The organism is Bacillus cereus group sp. MG9, from assembly GCF_040459995.1.
GTDB classification, from domain to species: Bacteria; Bacillota; Bacilli; order Bacillales; family Bacillaceae_G; genus Bacillus_A; species Bacillus_A mycoides.
Genome location: NZ_JARVHC010000001.1, coordinates 4461878 through 4481481, shown reverse-complemented (window position 1 = coordinate 4481481; position 19604 = coordinate 4461878). Strand labels below are relative to the sequence as shown.

Here is a 19604-nt window from a genome sequence, read left to right as displayed (position 1 = left end):
TTTTTAACCAACCTTCTTCCCGCTCTTCCTCATCAACCATAAGAAATAAGGTGCTCCAAGTACAGCAACGACAAGACCAGAAGGGATTTCTTTCGGGTATGCAATTGTTCGTCCGAGTAAATCAGCAATGGAAAGAAGGATTGCTCCAAATAGTGCGGAGCAAATGAATAATCTTTGATGATTCATACCAACGACGATTCGTGCTAAGTGTGGTGCAACAAGACCTAGAAAGGCAATCGTACCGACAGCTGCGATATTTACAGATGCAAGTAGTGTCGCTAACACAATTAGAGCAAGACGCGTTTTATTTACAGGCTGCCCGAGTCCGGTTGCTAAATCATCTCCAAGTACAAGAACGTCAAGTTGTTTCATTAAGAAAAAGATAATTGGTATAAGAATAAGAGATGGATATAGAATGATATTTTCTAAGTGATTCCATCCTCTTGCATACGTACTGCCTGACAACCATGTTAAGGCCGCAGCAACATTCAAATTTGCTCTAACGATAAAGATTTGAATAATCGCTGAGCCGAGCGCTGAAATGCCAATTCCTATTAAAGCAAGAGCTGTTGGACTAAATCCTGATTTCCATGAGAAGAAGAGGACAATTCCAACTGCAAGTAGTCCACCAATAAATGCACCAATTGGTAGGAAGAAACCAGGAAGTGCGGGAAAGACATACATAATAGTTAAAGCGCCAACACCTGCTCCCGATGAAATACCAATAATAGAAGGATCGGCAAGTGGGTTTCGTAATATACCTTGGAAAACAAGTCCGCTTATCGCAAGGCATGCTCCAGCAATAGCAGCAACGAGCATTCTTGGTAAACGAAGGTTCATCATCATATTTTTATCAAATTGTGTTAATTGTCCTGATATAACATTTGTAATACTTTCGATATAAGCGTTACTACCGATTGTAACACCAAGAGCAATCGTCACAATGCAAAGTGTGATAGAGATAATGATTACCTTTTTATAAGAGTAATAGCGAGAACTAGCTCCAGCTGCATTTGCGCCGTTATCATTCATATATTGTTTCGATTTCATCATTCGATACACTAAATAAATAAGCCAAGGTGATCCAATCATTGCTGTGACTGCTCCGACAGGAAGTTCAGCCCCAGTTGGATCTATTAGTCTACCAACGACATCAGCTCCAAGTAATAGTACAGCTCCCCATAAGAAAGAAGAGAGAAGGAGAGTAAAGTGTTGACGGTAGCCAATAAGACGCATTAAATGTGGTGCAACTAAGCCGACAAATCCAATTGGTCCAACAACAGTTACAATTACTGCTGTTAAAAAGATCGCAGCAATGAAGGCGATAAGACGTGTTACTGCTGTTTTTTCACCAAGAGAAACAGCAACATCATCACCAAGTAAGAGGATGTTGAGTTTACGAGACATAAATAGTAAAACTAGGAAAGAAATAATGATAAATGGAAAAGCAAATTGAACGCCATCCCAGTTATTTTGAATAAGAGATCCAGCTCCCCATAAAAATAAACCAGCTGTTTCATTTTCATAGAAAAGCTGCATCGTTCCGGTAAAGGCAGAAAGCATTAATGTAACGACCATACCAGCTAGTGCCATTCTAAGTGGGGTTCCCTTTTTCCCACCAGAAATACGGTATACAAATAAAGCAGTAATAGCACCGCCGATAAATGTGAAAAGAAGTGAATTAATTTGCAGACCTTTCGGTAAGAAAATTGTAGCCGCTACTAGAAAGAAATATGCGCCAGAGTGAATACCCATTGTACTGGATTCAGCAAGTGGATTTTTCGTTAATGTTTGTAAAATAACCCCAGATGCAGCAAGAGCACCTCCAGCTAAAATGGCAATTACAGCTCTAGGTAATCGAAGCATGATTAAAATTTGATGCTCTAGTGATTGGTTCGGTGAGATAAGAGCATCAATAATCATACTATAGGAAATGTTTGCTTGCCCTTGTCCGATATGAATAAAGAAAAGGAGGAGCAAGAGAGCTGCTCCTCCTCCGAATACAAGACTTGCTCGAAGTGTATGTTGTAAGCTATTCATCGTGTAATCACTTCTTCGCTGTCATTACATCTGCTACTTGTGTTGCTAAAGATTTTGCAGACTCAGGACCACCGAAAATCCAAGTGTCGCCTTTTAATTTATACATTTTGTCTTCTTTTTTGAAATTTAACCCTTCCCAAGCAGGGTTACCTTTTAGTTGCGTGTCAAAAATGTTATCATCATCCGCTACAATGTAAATGAAGTTTGAATTTTGTACACTTTGTAATGATTCTACAGTTGTTTGTTTGAAACCATCTGCCTCTGATTTCCCAGCTTCAAAAGTGTTTGTTAAACCTAATTTTTTTGTAACTTGTAAAGCTGTAGAATTGTCAGTCAATATACGGAATGTTGGTACGTTTTTAGCTGTAAATGCTTGTACCATTGCGATGTTTTTATCTTTTAAGTCTGCTTTGTCAATTTTCGCTTTTGCATCTGCAAATGTTTTATCCATATCAGCTAATACTTTTTTACCTTCTTCTTCTTTTCCAACTGCTTTTGCAATTTGTTTAAATGTCTCTGTCATTTCAGCAAAGTGATCGTTATTGCTTGTTGATGGATCGAACATAACTGTAGGAGCGATTTGCTCTAATTCGTTTTTAATAGCTTTACTACGGAATGAAGCTGTGATAATTAAATCTGGTTTTAGACGGCTAATTTCTTCTAAGTTTGGTTGTTGACGTGTTCCTACATCGACAACATCTTTACCTGGTTTTGTTGCTGTATTTACCCATTTATTATAATTCTTAATGTCTGCCATCCCTACTGGCTGAACACCAAGCGCTAATAAGTCTTCTGAATATACCCACTCAAGTACAACAACTTTTTTCGCTGGTTTATCTAACTTCGTTTCCCCTTCAGCGTGTTTAATTGTTATAGCTTGATTTTTATTGTCCGCTTTTGTTTCTTTTTTCTCCTCTTTTTGCTGCCCGCATCCAACAGCGAATAGAAGAACTACTATGAAAATACTGAAAATTCTCTTCATCTTCTGCCCCCAAATAAAATGTTTTATTTGCAATATGTACGATATTGAAAATCGTTATCAATTACAACACCCAAATCATACTATGAGGGCGTTTTGAGTGTCAATATTTTTTAAAAATTTTGACTAAAAATAACGATTTATACGGATTTTAATATATCGCATTAAAGTGCATACGTGTATCAAGGTTGAAGGAGCTGAAATTCCTTAAATGAGGAAGGCGAAAGTACAAGCGAAAGGAGAGCGTATTGCATGTAATATTTATTAGAATGTAAGGAAAAAAACTTTGTTTATAAAAGGTTTGTTCCAGAGCGGGTAGTTGATAAGGAAAATAAAAACTGATTTTTATTAGAAAGATATTTTTAATTAGTGGGCTTACTTAAAAGATCGAACACGAAGGAGGGTCAACATGTCTTTATGGAGTAATAATGCAAATGGATATTGTGGATGTAATAATCAAAATGGTTTACATGTTGATTCGTGCTGTTTTAGTTGCGATGGGACAGTTCCTAAGCTCGGTCCAACAGGTCCAACAGGAGCGACAGGTGATACAGGAGCGACAGGTTCAACGGGAGCAACAGGAGCAACGGGAGTAACGGGAGCAACGGGAATAACGGGAGCAACGGGAATAACGGGAGCAACGGGAGCGACAGGTTCAACGGGAGCAACAGGAGCAACAGGAGCAACGGGAATAACGGGAGCAACAGGAGCAACGGGAGCAACGGGAGTAACGGGAGCAACAGGAGCAACAGGTTCAACAGGAGCAACAGGAGCAACAGGAGCAACAGGTCCAACAGGTCCAACAGGTCCAACAGGTCCAACAGGCCCAACAGGCCCAACAGGAGCAACAGGAGCGACGGGTCCAACAGGTCCAACAGGTCCAACAGGTCCAACAGGTGAAACAGGAGCGACGGGATTAACAGGTACAAGTATCACGGCAACGTATGCATTTGCGAATAATACATCAGGAGCGGCAATATCAGTGCTTCTTGGTGGAACAAATGTCCCACTTCCAAATAATCAGAATATCGGTCCCGGAATTACAGTGTCGGGGGGGAACACAGTATTTACGGCCGCAAATGCGGGGAATTATTATATTTCATATACAATTAATATAACGGCTTCATTATTAGTTAGTTCGCGAATTACAATTAATGGTGCACCGCTTGCTGGGACGATCAATTCTCCTGCATTAGCAACGACATCATTTAGTGCGACAATTATTACGACTCTTGCGGCGGGGAGTGCAATTAGTTTGCAGTTGTTTGGATTGTTAGCTGTTGCGACGTTATCAACGACTACTCCAGGAGCGGTGTTAACAATTATAAGACTAAGTTAAATAATAACTCTCTTACTCTTTTAAGAGTAAGAGAGTTTGTACATATAATAAGAAGTTAATGAGGTAAAGCATAGTTATATAAAAGTCAGAATATTATGATTGTAACGTTGTTATGACTATAATATAATGAAAACAACCATCATGAATGAACATTCATTTATTTTTTATGTATTTGAAGGGGGAATGAAGGTGGAAAAACCTTGGTTGAAAAGTTATCCAGAGGAAATTCCTAGTACTATTTCTTATGATATTCAGCCACTTCATGGATATTTAGAGAAAATAGCTTCTCGTTATCCAGAAAAGAAAGCGCTTCATTTTTTAGGTAAAGATGTTACATTTTCAGATTTCCATGACAAGGTAAAGAAGTTTGCGAATTATCTTCAAAGGCTTGGTGTTGAAAAGGGAGATAGAGTTGCGATTATGTTGCCGAATTGTCCGCAATCCGTAATCGGTTATTATGGTACTTTGCTTGCGGGGGGGATTGTTGTACAAACGAATCCTCTTTATACAGAAAGAGAGCTTGAGTATCAACTTCATGACTCGGGGGCAAAAGTCATTCTTTGTCTTGATTTAGTGTTTCCGAGAGTTACTAATGTTCAAAATGCCACAAAGCTGGAGCACATTATCGTAACTCGTATTGCAGATTTCTTACCATTCCCTAAAAATTTACTTTATCCATTTGTACAAAAAAAGCAGGCGAATCTTGTTGTGAATGTGTCGGAAAGCGAAACGATTCATCTATGGAAATCAGTAGAAAGGGAAAGTAATGCTGATGTTGAGGTTCCCTGTGATCCTGAAAATGATCTAGCTCTTTTGCAGTATACGGGGGGAACGACAGGATTTCCAAAAGGGGTTATGTTAACGCATAAAAACCTCGTTTCGAACACTTTAATGGGAGCGCATTGGTTATATAATTGTAAAGAAGGAGAAGAAGTAATCCTTGGTGTCCTTCCATTTTTTCATGTGTACGGAATGACAGCTGTAATGAATTTAAGTATTATGCAAGGGTATAAAATGGTGCTTATTCCGAAGTTTGATATGAAAATGGTTTTTGAAGCAATTAAAAAACATAAAGTTACACTATTTCCAGGAGCGCCGACCATTTATATTGCTCTTTTAAATAGCCCTCTTTTAAAAGAATATGATATTTCTTCTATTCAGGCTTGTATTAGTGGCTCTGCACCGCTTCCTGTAGAAGTACAGGAGGAGTTTGAGAGCGTTACAGGTGGTAAACTAGTAGAAGGTTATGGATTAACGGAGTCATCACCTGTTACGCATGGGAATTTCTTGTGGGAAAAACGTGTACCAGGAAGTATTGGGGTACCGTGGCCAGATACGGAGGCAATTATCATGTCACTTGAAACAGGAGAGGCATTACCTTCAGGTGAAATTGGTGAAATAGTTGTCAAAGGCCCACAAATTATGAAAGGGTATTGGAATAAGCCAGAAGAAACGGCGGCTGTATTGCAAGATGGCTGGCTTCATACAGGTGATGTAGGATACATGGATGAGGATGGCTTTTTCTATGTGAAAGATCGTAAGAAAGATATGATTGTTGCTAGCGGTTTTAACGTATATCCTCGGGAAGTAGAAGAAGTGTTATATGAACACGAAAAGGTGCAAGAAGTAGTGACGATCGGTGTTCCTGATCCGTACAGAGGGGAAACTGTAAAAGCATTTGTTGTTTTGAAAGAAGGCGCTGAATGTTCTGAAGAGGAATTAGATCAGTTTGCACGTAAATATTTAGCAGCTTACAAAGTTCCGAAGGTATATGAGTTTAGAAGTGAGTTGCCGAAGACGACAGTCGGAAAAATTTTACGCCGTGTCCTAATAGATGAAGAGAAGAGAAGGAATGAGGATGAGCAAACGGGCTAAGGCCCTTTCTTTTTGAAAAAATAGGATTGACACTTTTCTAAATAGTCAGTATTATAAGAATATGAATGACTATTCATTCAGTCATCTTCTTGAAGGGGACAGTAAAGTGAAGAAAAATAGACCGAAATACAATCAGATTATTGATGCTGCAGTCATTGTGATTGCGGAGAATGGATACCATCAAGCGCAAGTTTCTAAAATTGCAAAGCAAGCTGGGGTAGCTGATGGCACGATTTATTTATATTTTAAAAATAAAGAAGATATATTAATATCCTTATTCCAAGAGAAGATGGGAGAATTTGTTGAAACAATTCGTCAAAAAATAGCAGGAATTGAAAGCGCTGTAGCGAAGTTATTCATGTTGGTAGAAACGCACTTCTTGCTGTTGTCACAAAATGATCCTCTTGCTATCGTTACGCAATTAGAGCTAAGGCAGTCCAATCAAGACTTGCGCCTTAAAATAAATGAAGTATTAAAAGGCTACTTACAAGTTATGGATGAGATTTTAGAGACAGGTATAAAGCAAGGTGAATTTCAGGCGGATTTAAACGTTCGCGTGGCAAGACAAATGATCTTTGGAACAGTAGATGAAGTTGTGACCAATTGGGTAATGAGCGATCATAAGTATGATCTGGTCGCACTTTCAAAAACGGTACATGGGCTACTTATTGCAGCTTGTGGTTATCGTCAATAATGGGAGGGATCATGTTGAAATTCCTATCTGTAAAAGTTGAAGATCATATCGCGGTGGCGACGTTAAATCATGCGCCAGCTAATGCGATGTCTTCACAAGTTATGCATGACGTTACTGAATTAATCGATCAAGTGGAAAAGGATGATAACATTCGTGTTGTTGTTTTACATGGTGAAGGACGCTTCTTCTCAGCAGGGGCAGATATTAAAGAATTTACATCTGTTACTGAAGCGAAGCAAGCAACAGAGTTAGCACAGCTTGGACAAGTTACGTTTGAGCGTGTTGAAAAATGCTCAAAACCAGTTATTGCGGCAATTCATGGAGCGGCACTTGGCGGCGGCCTTGAGTTTGCTATGTCTTGCCACATGCGCTTTGTAACTGAAAGTACAAAGCTTGGTTTACCTGAATTAACACTTGGATTAATTCCTGGTTTTGCAGGTACACAGCGCTTACCACGTTATGTTGGTAAAGCGAAAGCTTGTGAAATGATGTTAACAAGTACACCAATTACTGGTGCAGAAGCATTACAATGGGGACTTGTTAACGGAGTGTTTTCTGAAGAATCCATTTTAGAAGATACGCTTAAAATTGCAAAACAGATTGCTGGAAAAAGCCCAGCAACAACTCGTGCTGTGCTAGAGTTATTACAAACGACAAAATCGTCTCATTATTATGAAGGTGTACAGCGTGAATCACAGATTTTTGGTGAAGTATTTACGAGTGAAGATGGAAGAGAAGGCGTAGCAGCGTTTTTAGAAAAACGTAAGCCTTCATTTAGTGGTAGGTAGTCCAATTATTTTTTTAATAAAAATTAACAGAATTTTAAAATTGATAGAATCTTTCTGAAAAATAAGGGGGTAAATGGAATGAACATCTACGTACTCATGAAACGAACATTTGACACAGAAGAAAAAATCGTAATTAAAAACGGTGCAATTTACGATGGCGAAGCGGAATTCATCATCAACCCTTACGATGAATATGCGATTGAAGAAGCGATTCAAGTAAGAGATGCACAAGGTGGAGAAGTTACTGTTATAACAGTTGGTGGCGAGGATAGTGAAAAAGAACTTCGCACAGCATTAGCGATGGGCTGCGATAAAGCGGTACTAATTAACATTGAAGATGATGTTGAGAATGGTGACCAATTTACAACAGCAAAAGTGCTCGCTGAATATTTAAAAGATAAAGAAATCGATTTAATTTTAGGCGGGAACGTTGCGATTGACGGTGCATCTGGACAAGTTGGTCCACGAGTAGCTGAAGCGTTAAATATCCCATACGTAACGACGATTACGAAGCTTGAAATTGATGGTACAAATGTGAAGATTGAGCGTGATGTTGAAGGGGATACAGAAGTAATTGAATCATCATTACCTCTTCTAGTAACAGCGCAACAAGGTTTAAATGAACCGCGTTATCCATCACTTCCAGGTATTATGAAAGCGAAGAAGAAGCCACTAGAAGAAGTAGAATTAGATGATTTAGATTTAGAAGAAGATGATGTGGAAGCAAAAACAAAAACAATTGAAATCTATTTGCCTCCTAAGAAAGATGCAGGAAAAGTGTTACAAGGCGAGCTGCAAGATCAAGTAAAAGAACTTGTATCGTTGCTCCATACAGAAGCGAAAGTAATCTAATAAAATACGAAATTATATATGCAGGAGGGAAAATCTATGGCTCGTAAAGTATTAGTAATGGGTGAAGTTCGTGATGGATCGCTACGTAACGTTTCGTTTGAAGCGGTAGCAGCAGCAAAAACAATTGCAGAAGGCGGTGAAGTGGTAGGTCTTCTAGTTGGAGACAGCGTTGCCTCTTTTGCAAATGAATTGATTCATTACGGTGCAGATCGCGTTGTGACAGTTGAAAATGATAAATTAAAATCATATACATCTGATGGATATGCACAAGCGTTTTTAGCTGTATATGCTGAAGAAAAGCCAGAAGGCATTGTATTTGGACATACGGCACTTGGTAAAGATTTATCACCAAAATTAGCAGCGAAATTAGAAGCTGGTTTAATTTCTGACGTAACGGCTTTAGAAGTTGAAGGTGGAAATGTTATCTTCACTCGTCCGATTTACTCTGGTAAAGCATTTGAGAAGAAGATCGTAACAGATGGTATATTATTTGCGACAGTGCGTCCAAATAACATTGCAACTCTTGAAAAAGACGAGTCTCGCACAGCTGACGTGTCTTCTATTACAGTTGATGTGAAAGATTTACGTACAATCATTCAAGATGTTGTCCGTAAAACTGCAGAAGGTGTTGATCTTTCTGAAGCGAAAGTTATTATAGCTGGTGGACGTGGTGTGAAGAGTGAAGAAGGATTTAAACCGTTAAAAGAATTAGCTGACGTACTAGGCGGCGCTGTTGGAGCATCTCGTGGTGCTTGTGATGCGGAGTACTGTGATTATTCATTACAAATTGGTCAAACAGGTAAAGTTGTTACACCAGACCTATACATTGCATGCGGGATTTCTGGTGCGATTCAGCATTTAGCTGGTATGTCTAATTCAAAAATAATCGTTGCGATTAATAAAGATCCAGAAGCTAGTATCTTCAAAGTAGCTGACTATGGTATTGTCGGTGATCTGTTTGAAGTATTACCTCTTTTAACAGAAGAGTTTAAAAAGTTAAAAGTACATTCATGATTTGAGTACCCTTGAGTTCCAAGTGAAGTACCCCTATATATAGAAAAAGGTGAGAGATCCCCTGTCTCTCATCTTTTTAGTATTTCATCCATATTTTTATATAGTATAAAGGAACATTTTTTTGTTACAATACATAACGATACATAATATTCGCCACGTATAAAAGTTAATGATATACTCTTGGTAGAATATACTTGAAGGAGGAAATAAAATGGCAATTATAAATGCAAATGACCAAAGCTTCGCAGCTGAAACTAGCGAAGGTGTTGTACTATTAGATTTCTGGGCGCCTTGGTGCGGACCTTGTAAAATGATCGCTCCTGTATTAGAGGAAATCGATTCAGAGTTAGGCGAGAAAGTAAAAGTAGTAAAAGTGGACGTTGATGAAAACCAAGAAACTGCTCGTCAATTCGAAGTAATGAGCATTCCAGCTCTTTTCGTATTAAAAGACGGTAAAGTGGTTGATCAAGCGTTAGGATATAAACCGAAAGAAGCGTTAGTAGAATTAGTTTCTAAACACTTCTAAAATAAAGAAGCTACCATTTGGTAGCTTTTTTTATTTTCTTTTTTACAACCTTTCCGTTACAATAAAAGAACGTATGTTGGGTGTTTTGGCATAGTATGTTTTTATCCCGCATTAACGGGCAGTAAAACTCCCACCTCAAAATTCAGGTGGAGCAAAGAAGTTAGGTGGGAGATCAACTGCCCGTAAACGCCCGATTGGTGAAGGCTAATAATCAGTGGGGGATGAACAAAACCCCCACTGATTAAAGTTTCACTTTATGTGAAAATAAAAATGATAAGCATAAGCATGTAGAAATGGAGGGAGACGAGTGCACGAGCATTTAAAAGAGAAGTTAGCAATTTTGCCCGATCAACCTGGTTGTTATTTAATGAAGGATAAGCAGGGAACGGTTATATATGTCGGAAAAGCAAAGGTACTCAAAAATCGTGTGCGCTCGTACTTTACTGGTTCGCATGATGGGAAAACACTTCGGCTTGTTGGAGAAATTGTTGATTTTGAATATATTGTGACTTCCTCAAATTTGGAGGCTCTTATTTTAGAGTTAAATTTAATAAAAAAATATGATCCAAAATATAATATTCAATTAAAAGATGATAAAACATATCCTTTCATTAAAATTACAGCTGAAAAACAGCCGCGCTTACTCATTACGCGAAATGTAAAAAAGGATAAAGGAAAGTACTTTGGGCCTTATCCAAATGCGCAATCGGCACATGAAACAAAGAAATTATTAGATCGTATGTATCCACTTCGTAAATGTTCAAATATGCCAGATAAAGTTTGCTTGTATTATCATATGGGTCAATGTTTAGCACCTTGTGTGAAAGAAGTAACGGATGAGCAAAACAAAGAAATTGTTGATGAAATTATTAAATTCTTAAACGGTGGGCATAAAGAAATTCGTTCAGAATTAGAAACGAAGATGTATGAGGCTTCAGAAAAGCTAGAATTTGAACGGGCGAAAGAGTTGCGAGATCAAATTGCTCATATTGATGCAATTATGGAAAAGCAAAAGATGATTATGAGTGATTTAGTGGATCGCGATGTGTTTGGATATGCAGTTGATAAAGGGTGGATGTGTGTTCAAGTTTTCTTCGTTCGAAAAGGAAAGCTAATTGAACGTGATGTTTCTATGTTTCCGATTTATGATGAACCAGAAGAGGGATTTTTAACTTTTATCGGTCAATTTTATGAAAACAGTAGTCATTTCAAGCCGAAGGAAATTGTTGTTCCAGGAAGTATAGATTCAGAATTAGTAGAGCGCTTTTTAGAAGTTGAAGCGACACAGCCGAAGCGTGGGAAGAAAAAAGATCTTGTGGAATTAGCAAATAAAAATGCGGAAATTGCACTAGAAGAGAAATTTCACTTAATTGAACGTGATGAAGAACGGACGATTAAAGCTGTTGATAATCTAGGGAAGCAACTAGGGATTGAAACACCATATCGTATTGAAGCGTTTGATAATTCAAATATTCAAGGAACAAATCCTGTTTCAGCAATGATTGCTTTTATCGATGGGAAACCAGCGAAGAAAGAATATCGGAAATATAAAATTAAAACGGTTCAAGGTCCTGATGATTACGAATCTATGAGGGAAGTTGTAAGACGCCGTTATACGAGGGCGCTTAAAGAGAATTTACCTTTACCAGATTTAATCATTATTGATGGTGGAAAAGGCCATCTGGCCGCTACAAGTGATGTTCTGGAGAATGAACTCGGATTATATATTCCGATGGCAGGGCTTGTAAAAGATGACAAACATAAAACATCACATTTAATTATTGGAGCTCCGCCTGAACCTGTGATGCTTGAGAGGAATAGCCAAGAATTTTATTTATTGCAACGCATTCAAGATGAAGTGCATAGATTTGCAATTACATTCCATCGCCAGTTGCACGGGAAATCGGTCATTCAATCAGCATTGGATGATATTCCAGGAATCGGCGATAAACGAAAAAAGGTATTGCTAAAACATTTTGGTTCATTAAAAAAGATGAAAGAAGCTTCCATATCGGAATTTGTCGAAGCAGGTATGCCGAAAAATGTTGCAGAGATGATTTATACTTATTTAACAGATAAGAAGACGTTGTAGTTTACAACGTCTTCTGTTTTTTGGTATAATTTCTGAAGATTTAAAATAAACACACCTAAATGAATATACAAAAAAGTCAACTAAACTTATATGTCTAGTTGACTGTAAGTAGATGCTACACTTCAATGAGATCTTTTATATCCCATTTAACAAGAAATGTAATAGAGTCTGAACGCTTTTTCTGTTCCTCATAGGACTCTGCAACGACGTTTCTTTGTCTTTGAATTTGCTCGGCGATAAATCCAGCTTCTAATTGATAAGATGAATGTCTTTTTTGTTTTTGACGCTCAGTAATAAGTGTACCTTTAAGTTGAAACTGCATTTCACGACGTTTATGTTCAATGATACTTAAAGTGCCCCAACCAGCTTTTTCAAAAAACTGAATGACTTCTTCAATTGTTTCTAGCGGATATTTTCTCGCAAGGTTTCTACCAGCCCAGTATAAAATACCATCTAAATCGTTACCAATTAAATCAGGTAGTAATTCTTCACGTAGCAATTCATAAGCGAAGGCGTTCAATGAAACATCTTCTAAAGATGTTATATCGATTGTATTTTTGCTCACAATATTCCCCTCTTTCTATAGGGATTATTATATAACATTTTTCATTTATAAAAATAGATTTTTCTTTGGGGAAATCTGAATATATAAGAAAAAAAAAGAATTGGCAAATTATATGCAAATTATGTACAAATTATGTATACGTTTTCTTGACGCTTCGACAAAAATAGGGGTAAAATGAACTTGTTATCAAATTATGCTGAAATATTTCGAATAATTTTTTCAGTTTTTCTTATGCCAATAGTGAAAAAACATTATTGTTGTAAATTAATCTGAAAACAGCAGTCAAACATTCAAGGGGGTAATGGGGACATGAAAGGCCGCGAGTATACGTTTCGTAAGTGGCACTCATTAATGGGGGTCATTCCGGTTGGTGTCTTTTTGACGCAACATTTAATTGTAAACAACTTTGCAACAAGGGGAGCAGAGGCTTTTAACAAAGCTGCAGGCTTTATGGAGCTCCTTCCATTCCGGTATGCGCTAGAAATTTTCATCATCTTTTTACCTATACTGTACCATGCTATATATGGCTTATATATTGCATTTACAGCTAAGAACAATGCGGTATCTTACGGCTATTTCCGTAACTGGATGTTCGTCTTCCAACGAATTTCAGGTATCGTTACGCTGATCTTCATTTCTTGGCACGTCTGGGAAACTCGTATTCAAGCATTGTTAGGTAAAGAGGTAAACTATGATATGATGGCAGATATTTTAAACAACCCATTTATGTTTGGTTTCTATTTAGTTGGTGTTGTTTCAACAATTTTCCACTTTGCAAATGGACTATGGACATTCTGTATAAGCTGGGGAATTACAGTATCTCCACGTTCACAAAGAATCTCTACTTATGTAACATTAGCTATTTTCTTAGGTCTATCTTATGTAGGTGTGAGTGCATTATTAGCGTTCATCGATCCACAGCTAGCAAACCAGTAAGGAGTGGGAGAGCATGAAAGGGAAACTTATAGTAGTCGGCGGTGGCTTGGCCGGCTTAATGGCAACGATTAAAGCGGCAGAAGCAGGAGTAAATGTTGAACTATTTTCTTTAGTACCAGTAAAACGTTCACATTCTGTATGTGCCCAAGGTGGAATTAACGGTGCCGTAAATACAAAAGGTGAAGGGGATTCTCCATGGATCCACTTTGACGATACAATTTATGGTGGGGACTTCTTAGCGAACCAACCACCAGTTAAAGCGATGTGTGATGCAGCACCTGGTATTATTCATTTAATGGATCGCATGGGTGTTATGTTCAACCGTACGGAAGAAGGACTTCTGGATTTCCGTCGTTTCGGTGGAACACAACATCACCGTACAGCATTTGCTGGCGCAACAACTGGTCAACAATTACTATATGCATTAGATGAGCAAGTACGTCGTCATGAAGTAGCAGGACTTGTAACGAAATATGAAGGTTGGGATTTCTTACGAGCTGTTGTAGATGATGAAGGTGTGTGCCGAGGAATCGTCGCGCAAGACTTACAAACTATGGAGATAAAAAGTTTCCAAGCTGATGCCGTGATTATGGCAACAGGGGGCCCTGGTATCATCTTTGGAAAATCAACAAACTCTATTATTAATACAGGTACAGCAGCGTCTGCTGTATATCAACAAGGTGCATATTATGCGAACGGTGAGTTCATTCAAATTCATCCAACGGCAATTCCTGGAGACGATAAGTTACGTCTTATGAGTGAATCTGCACGTGGTGAAGGTGGACGTGTTTGGACGTATAAAGATGGTAAGCCATGGTACTTCTTAGAAGAAAAATATCCAGCTTACGGAAACCTTGTACCTCGTGATATTGCAACGCGTGAAATCTTTGATGTTTGCGTAGAGCAAAAACTAGGTATTAACGGTGAAAACATGGTGTACTTAGATCTTTCTCATAAAGATCCGAAAGAACTAGATATTAAACTTGGTGGAATTATTGAAATCTATGAGAAATTTACAGGTGATGATCCTCGTAAACTACCAATGAAAATCTTCCCAGCAGTTCACTATTCAATGGGCGGATTATGGGTTGATTATAAGCAAATGACAAGTATTCCAGGTTTATTTGCAGCAGGTGAGTGTGATTATTCTATGCACGGTGGTAACCGCCTTGGTGCGAACTCATTATTATCAGCAATTTACGGTGGTATGGTAGCAGGACCGAACGCAATTGAGTATATGAAAGGTCTTTCTAAATCATCTGATGCTGTTTCATCTACTGTATATGAGCAAAATGAATTAATCGAAACAGAGAAATTTAACAATATTTTAATGCTTGATGGTAACGAAAATGCATATGTTCTTCATAAAGAGCTTGGAGAATGGATGACAGATAACGTTACAGTAGTTCGTGAAAATAAAAAGTTACTAGAAACTGATGCGAAAATTGAAGAGTTAATGGCGCGTTACAAACGCATTAACATTAACGATACAGCAAGATGGAGTAACCAGGGTGCTTCATTTACACGCCAACTTGCAAATATGTTCGAGTTAGCACGTGTTATTACAATTGGCGCATATAACCGTAATGAAAGCCGCGGAGCGCATTACAAACCAGAATTCCCAAATCGTGATGATGCAAACTTCTTAAAAACTACGATGGCGAAATTTGAGGGAGAAGGAAAGGCACCAGCATTCCATTACGAAGAAGTGGATGTTTCATTAATTAAACCACGTAAACGTGACTATTCCTCAAAACATGATGTAGCTGCTAAGGGTGAAGAGAAGGGGGATAAGCAACATGTCTGAGAAAACAATCCGCCTCATCATTACGAGACAAGATGGACCAGATGCACAAGAGTTTGATCAAGAGTTTGAAATTCCATATCGTCCAAATATGAACATTATTTCGGCACTGATGGAAATTCGTCGTAATCCTGTTGATTCAAAAGGAAACCAGACGACTCCGATTGCATGGGATATGAACTGTTTAGAAGAAGTATGTGGTGCTTGTTCGATGGTGATTAACGGAAAACCACGTCAATCATGTACAGCTCTTATTGACCAGTTAGAGCAACCAATTCGCTTAAAGCCGATGAAGACATTCCCGATTGTACGTGATTTACAAGTTGACCGTAGCCGTATGTTTAACGCGTTAAAACGGGTTAAAGCTTGGATTCCAATCGACGGTACGTACGACCTAGGGCCAGGTCCAAGAATGCCAGAGAAAAAGCGTCAATGGGCATATGAACTTTCGAAATGTATGACATGTGGTGTTTGCTTAGAGTCATGTCCGAACGTAAACAGTAAGTCTGACTTTATTGGACCAGCACCGCTTTCACAAGCGCGTTTATTTAACTCGCATCCAACTGGTGAAATGCATAAAGCAGATCGCTTACGTGCAATTATGGGTGATGGAGGACTTGCAAACTGTGGTAACTCTCAAAACTGTGTGCAATCATGTCCGAAAGGTATTCCATTAACAACTTCAATTGCAGCATTAAACCGTGATACAACAATTCAATCGTTCAAAGATTTCTTTGGTAGCGATAATAACTATTAATAAATATTGCCTCTTCATGTTGAAGAGGCAATATTTATAACTTTATATTTCTGTTTATTCTGTTTATCCCGCATTAACGGGCAGTAAAACTCCCACCTCAAAATTCAGGTGGAGCAAAGAAGCTAGGTGGGAGATCAACTGCCCGTAAACGCCCGATTGGTTCAACTAATAATCAGTGGGGGATGAACAAAACCCCCACTGATTAAAGTTTCACTTTATTTTAAGGGCGAAAAGGAGAGGGAACGATGAAGAGAATTTCTTATATTGAAGACTTTGAGCAATGGGAAAGTGGTTTTTTATTTTATAATCCTGTCAAAGTTCGTTTTGGTGAAGTAGATATGTTTGGACATGTAAATAATGTCGTTGCTTTTACATATTTTGAAGAAGCGCGTATCGCATTGTTTAAAGAACTCGGATTTATGCAAGAATGGACACATGAATCATCAGAAACGATGATAGTCGTCGCAGATCTACAATGCAATTTTATTAAACAAATTTATTTTGATGAGCAGTTGAAAGTATATGTAAAGGCGGGAGCGGTTGGGAATTCCTCTTTAGATTTACACTATATGGTCAAAAATGCAGAAGGAGAAGTTTGTTTAGTTGGACGGGGTATGATGGTCCAAGCATCGAAAAAAACTGGAAGAGGCGAACCGTGGCCTGAGGAATGGAAGGAATTGCTATTATAATAGAATAAAAGAAAAATAAGAGAGCGATTCGCTCTCTTATTTTTTGTCCTTCGTTGCCTCTTCTAATGTTAGGTGGTGCTTATATATGTATGCGGCATATGGATTGCCAACGTAGCGTAAGTGCCACGGTTCATATGAATATTCTGTTGTCTCTGTTTTATCCTCTAAATAACGAATGACAAATCCGAACTCATGGGCATGTTCTGCAACCCATTTTCCTTCTGCTGTCTCTCCGAAAATTGGTTCTAATTGGAATTTGGAAGATTTTGAGCTAATATCCATTGCTAGACCAGTTTGATGCTCACTTGTTCCAGGAATTGCACTTACCGAATCAGCCTCAGCTTTTCCTTGGCGTTTAATATATGTATTATGTAATGACTGTTGGCGTTTGTAAGAACGGTAACCTGAAACTGCTGTAAGTTCTAAACCTTCTTCTTTCGCTGCTTGGAACATTTTTTCAAGAGCGTCTGCAGCATCTTTGCGAAGCAATGTTTTCTCTTTATCTTTTGGACTAGTAAATGGTACGTTCGGTTTCGTTAAATCTTCTGGAATGTAACCATTTGGTAATTTACGATGTTTATTGACTAATACAAGAGCAGAATCTGGATTTGTTACAACGGAAAAATTATCATCTAGTTTCTTTGCATTATGATCAGCTTTTGGAAAAGCAGGAATCTCTTCTTTTGGATGGTTACTATGTTTTTGACTTTCGACAGCTTTCGCCTCATTTTGCAGTGGTGATTTAGAACCAAAGTAAGCGAAAGATGTGATACCGATTACAATAGTAGTGGCAGAAATAATTATTATCTTTTTCATGATACCTTGTAATCACTGTCCTTTCCTAATAAAATATGTATCGTTTTTATTATAAGTTTAGTTTATTGAAAAAGAAATATAAGAGTCATAACGTAATAGAAATGCAAAGAAAATGTCAGAAAATGTGTGAAAATGTAGTATTTTTTCATATAATTCATTTCTTATCTTTCATGAAGTGCATTTTTTATGTAATATATGTATATAAGAAGATGTAGCGATTATCGAGAATAAAAGACTTCTTGTATAGACTAGGAGTGAATGGGAATGGATTTTGCAACAATTATTGGAATCATTTTAGGAGTATTAGCGGTAGTCGTAGGGATGGTCGTCAAGGGTGCTGACATAACAGCCTTACTAAATCCTGCCGCAGCACTAATTATTTTCGTCGGTACATTTGCTGCAGTGTGTATTGCATTTCCGATGAATCAACTAAAAAAAGTTCCAAAATTATTTAAAGTTCTTTTTGGTTCAAATAAAAAAGATTTAAGTTATGAACAATTGCTAGAATTATTTGTTCATTGGACATCTGAGAGTAGAAAATACGGTATTTTGTCTTTAGAGCAACAATTAGATGAAATTGAAGATGAATTTCTTTTGCGTGGTATGAAATTTGTTATTGATGGTGTATCTGCGGAAGATTTAGAACAAATTTTAGAAGCCGAATTAGAAGCAATTGAAGAGAGGCATGCAAAAGGAGCTGCTATTTTCTCACAAGCAGGTACATATGCACCTACATTAGGGGTTTTAGGTGCTGTTATTGGTCTTGTAGCTGCTCTTGGTAATTTAACTGATATTGACAAGTTAGGACATGCTATTTCAGGTGCGTTTATTGCAACGATTTTTGGTATTTTTTCAGGTTACGTATTATGGCATCCATTTGCAAATAAGTTAAAGCAAAAATCTGCAGCTGAAATCGAGAAAAAGCGTTTAATTATTGATTGTTTATTAATGTTACAAGAAGGTACATATCCGTTTATTATGAAGAACCGCATTTTAGGTGCACTTTCTGCAACTGAGCGTAAAAAGCTAGAAAAAGGAGCAGAAAAAAATGCGGAGTAAGAAAAATAGAAGAGGCAAAAAGAAAAAACATGATGAGCATATCGATGAAACTTGGTTAATTCCATATTCTGATATGTTAACGTTGTTATTTGCATTGTTCATCGTATTATTCGCAATGAGTAGTATAGATGCTGCGAAGTTTAAACAGATGGCAGTTGCTTTTCGAAGTGAGTTAGCCGGTGGAACAGGAAATAAAGAATTTTTAAGTGATCAAAAACCAAATGAGGAAAAAGAATTATCAGCAAGTAGCCTTGAGGCAGAACAAGCAAAAAAACAAGCGGAAGATAGAGCTAAAGAAAAAAAAGAAATGGATGAGTTGAAAGCATTACAAAAAAAGATTGATCAATATATTAATGAGAAACAACTATCCTCTTCTTTTCAAACTAAGTTAACTGAAAAAGGATTAATGTTAACGATATTAGAAAATGTACTATTTGATTCAGGGAAAGCAGATGTGAAATTAGAATCGTTAGGGATTGCAAAAGAGATGTCTAACCTACTTGTTTCAGCATCACCTCGTGAAATTACAGTGTCTGGTCATACAGATACTGTTCCTATTGCAAATGCCCAGTTTGCATCAAACTGGGAGTTAAGTACACAGCGTGCAGTTAATTTTATGCAGGTGTTACTCCAAAATAAAGAATTGCAACCAGAAAAATTTAGTGCAATTGGTTACGGAGAATACCGTTCAATTGCACCAAATGATACGCCAGAAGGAAAAGCGAAAAATAGACGTGTAGAAGTGTTTATCTTGCCTTTAACAAGAAATATGCAATAAA

Annotated in this window: 18 protein-coding genes; 14 read left to right on the top strand and 4 right to left on the bottom strand. The window is 37.7% G+C overall.

Features of this window, described 5'->3' with window-relative positions:
• Window positions 1–3: 3 nt before the first annotated feature.
• A complete protein-coding gene (fhuB, locus tag QCI77_RS23025; protein WP_353825512.1) occupies window positions 4–2040 on the bottom strand; it encodes a Fe(3+)-hydroxamate ABC transporter permease FhuB in 2037 nt (678 codons plus the stop codon).
• A gap of 7 nt (window positions 2041–2047) precedes the next feature.
• Complete coding sequence (locus QCI77_RS23020) at window positions 2048–3022, bottom strand: ABC transporter substrate-binding protein (RefSeq protein WP_201053084.1); 975 nt, start codon at window positions 3020–3022, stop codon at window positions 2048–2050.
• Window positions 3023–3428: 406 nt separating this feature from the next.
• On the opposite strand from QCI77_RS23020, the gene QCI77_RS23015 reads away from it, so the two are divergent.
• The 8 genes from QCI77_RS23015 (at window position 3429) to uvrC (ending at window position 12199) form a co-directional block, all read left to right on the top strand.
• Window positions 3429–4358 carry a BclA C-terminal domain-containing protein gene (locus QCI77_RS23015; RefSeq protein WP_353825511.1) on the top strand — a complete coding sequence of 310 codons (930 nt, stop codon included), beginning with the start codon at window positions 3429–3431 and terminating at the stop codon, window positions 4356–4358.
• Window positions 4359–4547: 189 nt separating this feature from the next.
• Window positions 4548–6233, top strand: a complete 1686-nt coding sequence (locus tag QCI77_RS23010) for a long-chain-fatty-acid--CoA ligase (protein ID WP_353825510.1) — start codon at window positions 4548–4550, stop codon at window positions 6231–6233.
• A 106-nt stretch (window positions 6234–6339) separates the two neighbouring features.
• Window positions 6340–6927 (top strand): fatty acid metabolism transcriptional regulator FadR, encoded by a 588-nt coding sequence (locus QCI77_RS23005; protein ID WP_012261773.1) that lies wholly within the window; start codon window positions 6340–6342, stop codon window positions 6925–6927.
• 11 nt (window positions 6928–6938) lie between these two features.
• Window positions 6939–7715: an enoyl-CoA hydratase gene (locus QCI77_RS23000; RefSeq protein ID WP_002088868.1), complete on the top strand. Its 777-nt coding sequence runs from the start codon at window positions 6939–6941 to the stop codon at window positions 7713–7715.
• 78 nt (window positions 7716–7793) lie between these two features.
• Window positions 7794–8567: an electron transfer flavoprotein subunit beta gene (gene etfB / locus QCI77_RS22995; protein ID WP_002088867.1), complete on the top strand. Its 774-nt coding sequence runs from the start codon at window positions 7794–7796 to the stop codon at window positions 8565–8567.
• Between the two features lie 36 nt (window positions 8568–8603).
• Window positions 8604–9581, top strand: a complete 978-nt coding sequence (gene etfA / locus QCI77_RS22990; RefSeq protein ID WP_002015402.1) for an electron transfer flavoprotein subunit alpha — start codon at window positions 8604–8606, stop codon at window positions 9579–9581.
• A gap of 211 nt (window positions 9582–9792) precedes the next feature.
• Entirely contained in the window at window positions 9793–10107 is a 315-nt protein-coding gene (gene trxA / locus QCI77_RS22985; protein WP_000974757.1) for a thioredoxin, read from the top strand.
• Between the two features lie 307 nt (window positions 10108–10414).
• The gene (gene uvrC, locus QCI77_RS22980; protein WP_113768848.1) at window positions 10415–12199 is read left to right on the top strand and encodes an excinuclease ABC subunit C; all 1785 of its coding nucleotides are present in this window, start codon (window positions 10415–10417) and stop codon (window positions 12197–12199) included.
• A 115-nt stretch (window positions 12200–12314) separates the two neighbouring features.
• Here uvrC and QCI77_RS22975 read toward each other — a convergent pair whose 3' ends face one another.
• Window positions 12315–12764, bottom strand: a complete 450-nt coding sequence (locus QCI77_RS22975) for a YslB family protein (RefSeq protein WP_002015405.1) — start codon at window positions 12762–12764, stop codon at window positions 12315–12317.
• Between the two features lie 309 nt (window positions 12765–13073).
• Between QCI77_RS22975 and sdhC the strand changes: the two genes are divergently transcribed.
• From sdhC to QCI77_RS22955, 4 genes are all read left to right on the top strand, one after another.
• Complete coding sequence (gene sdhC, locus QCI77_RS22970) at window positions 13074–13700, top strand: succinate dehydrogenase cytochrome B558 (RefSeq protein WP_002015407.1); 627 nt, start codon at window positions 13074–13076, stop codon at window positions 13698–13700.
• A 13-nt stretch (window positions 13701–13713) separates the two neighbouring features.
• Complete coding sequence (gene sdhA / locus QCI77_RS22965) at window positions 13714–15507, top strand: succinate dehydrogenase flavoprotein subunit (RefSeq protein ID WP_002034228.1); 1794 nt, start codon at window positions 13714–13716, stop codon at window positions 15505–15507.
• Window positions 15500–16261 (top strand): succinate dehydrogenase iron-sulfur subunit, encoded by a 762-nt coding sequence (sdhB, locus tag QCI77_RS22960; protein WP_002088861.1) that lies wholly within the window; start codon window positions 15500–15502, stop codon window positions 16259–16261. The genes sdhA and sdhB overlap by 8 nt, the downstream gene beginning before the upstream one ends.
• 245 nt (window positions 16262–16506) lie before the next feature.
• The gene (locus QCI77_RS22955; RefSeq protein WP_353825509.1) at window positions 16507–16950 is read left to right on the top strand and encodes an acyl-CoA thioesterase; all 444 of its coding nucleotides are present in this window, start codon (window positions 16507–16509) and stop codon (window positions 16948–16950) included.
• 36 nt (window positions 16951–16986) lie between these two features.
• Here QCI77_RS22955 and QCI77_RS22950 read toward each other — a convergent pair whose 3' ends face one another.
• Window positions 16987–17766 (bottom strand): M15 family metallopeptidase, encoded by a 780-nt coding sequence (locus QCI77_RS22950; protein WP_353825508.1) that lies wholly within the window; start codon window positions 17764–17766, stop codon window positions 16987–16989.
• 264 nt (window positions 17767–18030) lie between these two features.
• On the opposite strand from QCI77_RS22950, the gene motA reads away from it, so the two are divergent.
• Both motA and motB read left to right on the top strand, forming a co-directional pair.
• Window positions 18031–18825 (top strand): flagellar motor stator protein MotA, encoded by a 795-nt coding sequence (motA, locus tag QCI77_RS22945; RefSeq protein WP_353825507.1) that lies wholly within the window; start codon window positions 18031–18033, stop codon window positions 18823–18825.
• Window positions 18815–19603 carry a flagellar motor protein MotB gene (motB, locus tag QCI77_RS22940; RefSeq protein WP_098775514.1) on the top strand — a complete coding sequence of 263 codons (789 nt, stop codon included), beginning with the start codon at window positions 18815–18817 and terminating at the stop codon, window positions 19601–19603. Before motA ends, motB begins: the two co-directional genes overlap by 11 nt.
• The last annotated feature ends 1 nt before the right edge of the window (window position 19604 follow it).

Bases quoted from the DNA above. Each gene is read 5' to 3' on its own strand.
- fhuB (WP_353825512.1), bottom strand. From the start codon at position 2,040: ATGAATAGCTTACAACATACACTTCGAGCAAGTCTTGTATTCGGAGGA.
- QCI77_RS23020 (WP_201053084.1), bottom strand. From the start codon at position 3,022: ATGAAGAGAATTTTCAGTATTTTCATAGTAGTTCTTCTATTCGCTGTT.
- QCI77_RS23015 (WP_353825511.1), top strand. From the start codon at position 3,429: ATGTCTTTATGGAGTAATAATGCAAATGGATATTGTGGATGTAATAAT.
- QCI77_RS23000 (WP_002088868.1), top strand. From the start codon at position 6,939: ATGTTGAAATTCCTATCTGTAAAAGTTGAAGATCATATCGCGGTGGCG.
- etfB (WP_002088867.1), top strand. From the start codon at position 7,794: ATGAACATCTACGTACTCATGAAACGAACATTTGACACAGAAGAAAAA.
- etfA (WP_002015402.1), top strand. From the start codon at position 8,604: ATGGCTCGTAAAGTATTAGTAATGGGTGAAGTTCGTGATGGATCGCTA.
- trxA (WP_000974757.1), top strand. From the start codon at position 9,793: ATGGCAATTATAAATGCAAATGACCAAAGCTTCGCAGCTGAAACTAGC.
- sdhC (WP_002015407.1), top strand. From the start codon at position 13,074: ATGAAAGGCCGCGAGTATACGTTTCGTAAGTGGCACTCATTAATGGGG.
- sdhA (WP_002034228.1), top strand. From the start codon at position 13,714: ATGAAAGGGAAACTTATAGTAGTCGGCGGTGGCTTGGCCGGCTTAATG.
- sdhB (WP_002088861.1), top strand. From the start codon at position 15,500: ATGTCTGAGAAAACAATCCGCCTCATCATTACGAGACAAGATGGACCA.
- QCI77_RS22955 (WP_353825509.1), top strand. From the start codon at position 16,507: ATGAAGAGAATTTCTTATATTGAAGACTTTGAGCAATGGGAAAGTGGT.
- QCI77_RS22950 (WP_353825508.1), bottom strand. From the start codon at position 17,766: ATGAAAAAGATAATAATTATTTCTGCCACTACTATTGTAATCGGTATC.
- motA (WP_353825507.1), top strand. From the start codon at position 18,031: ATGGATTTTGCAACAATTATTGGAATCATTTTAGGAGTATTAGCGGTA.
- motB (WP_098775514.1), top strand. From the start codon at position 18,815: ATGCGGAGTAAGAAAAATAGAAGAGGCAAAAAGAAAAAACATGATGAG.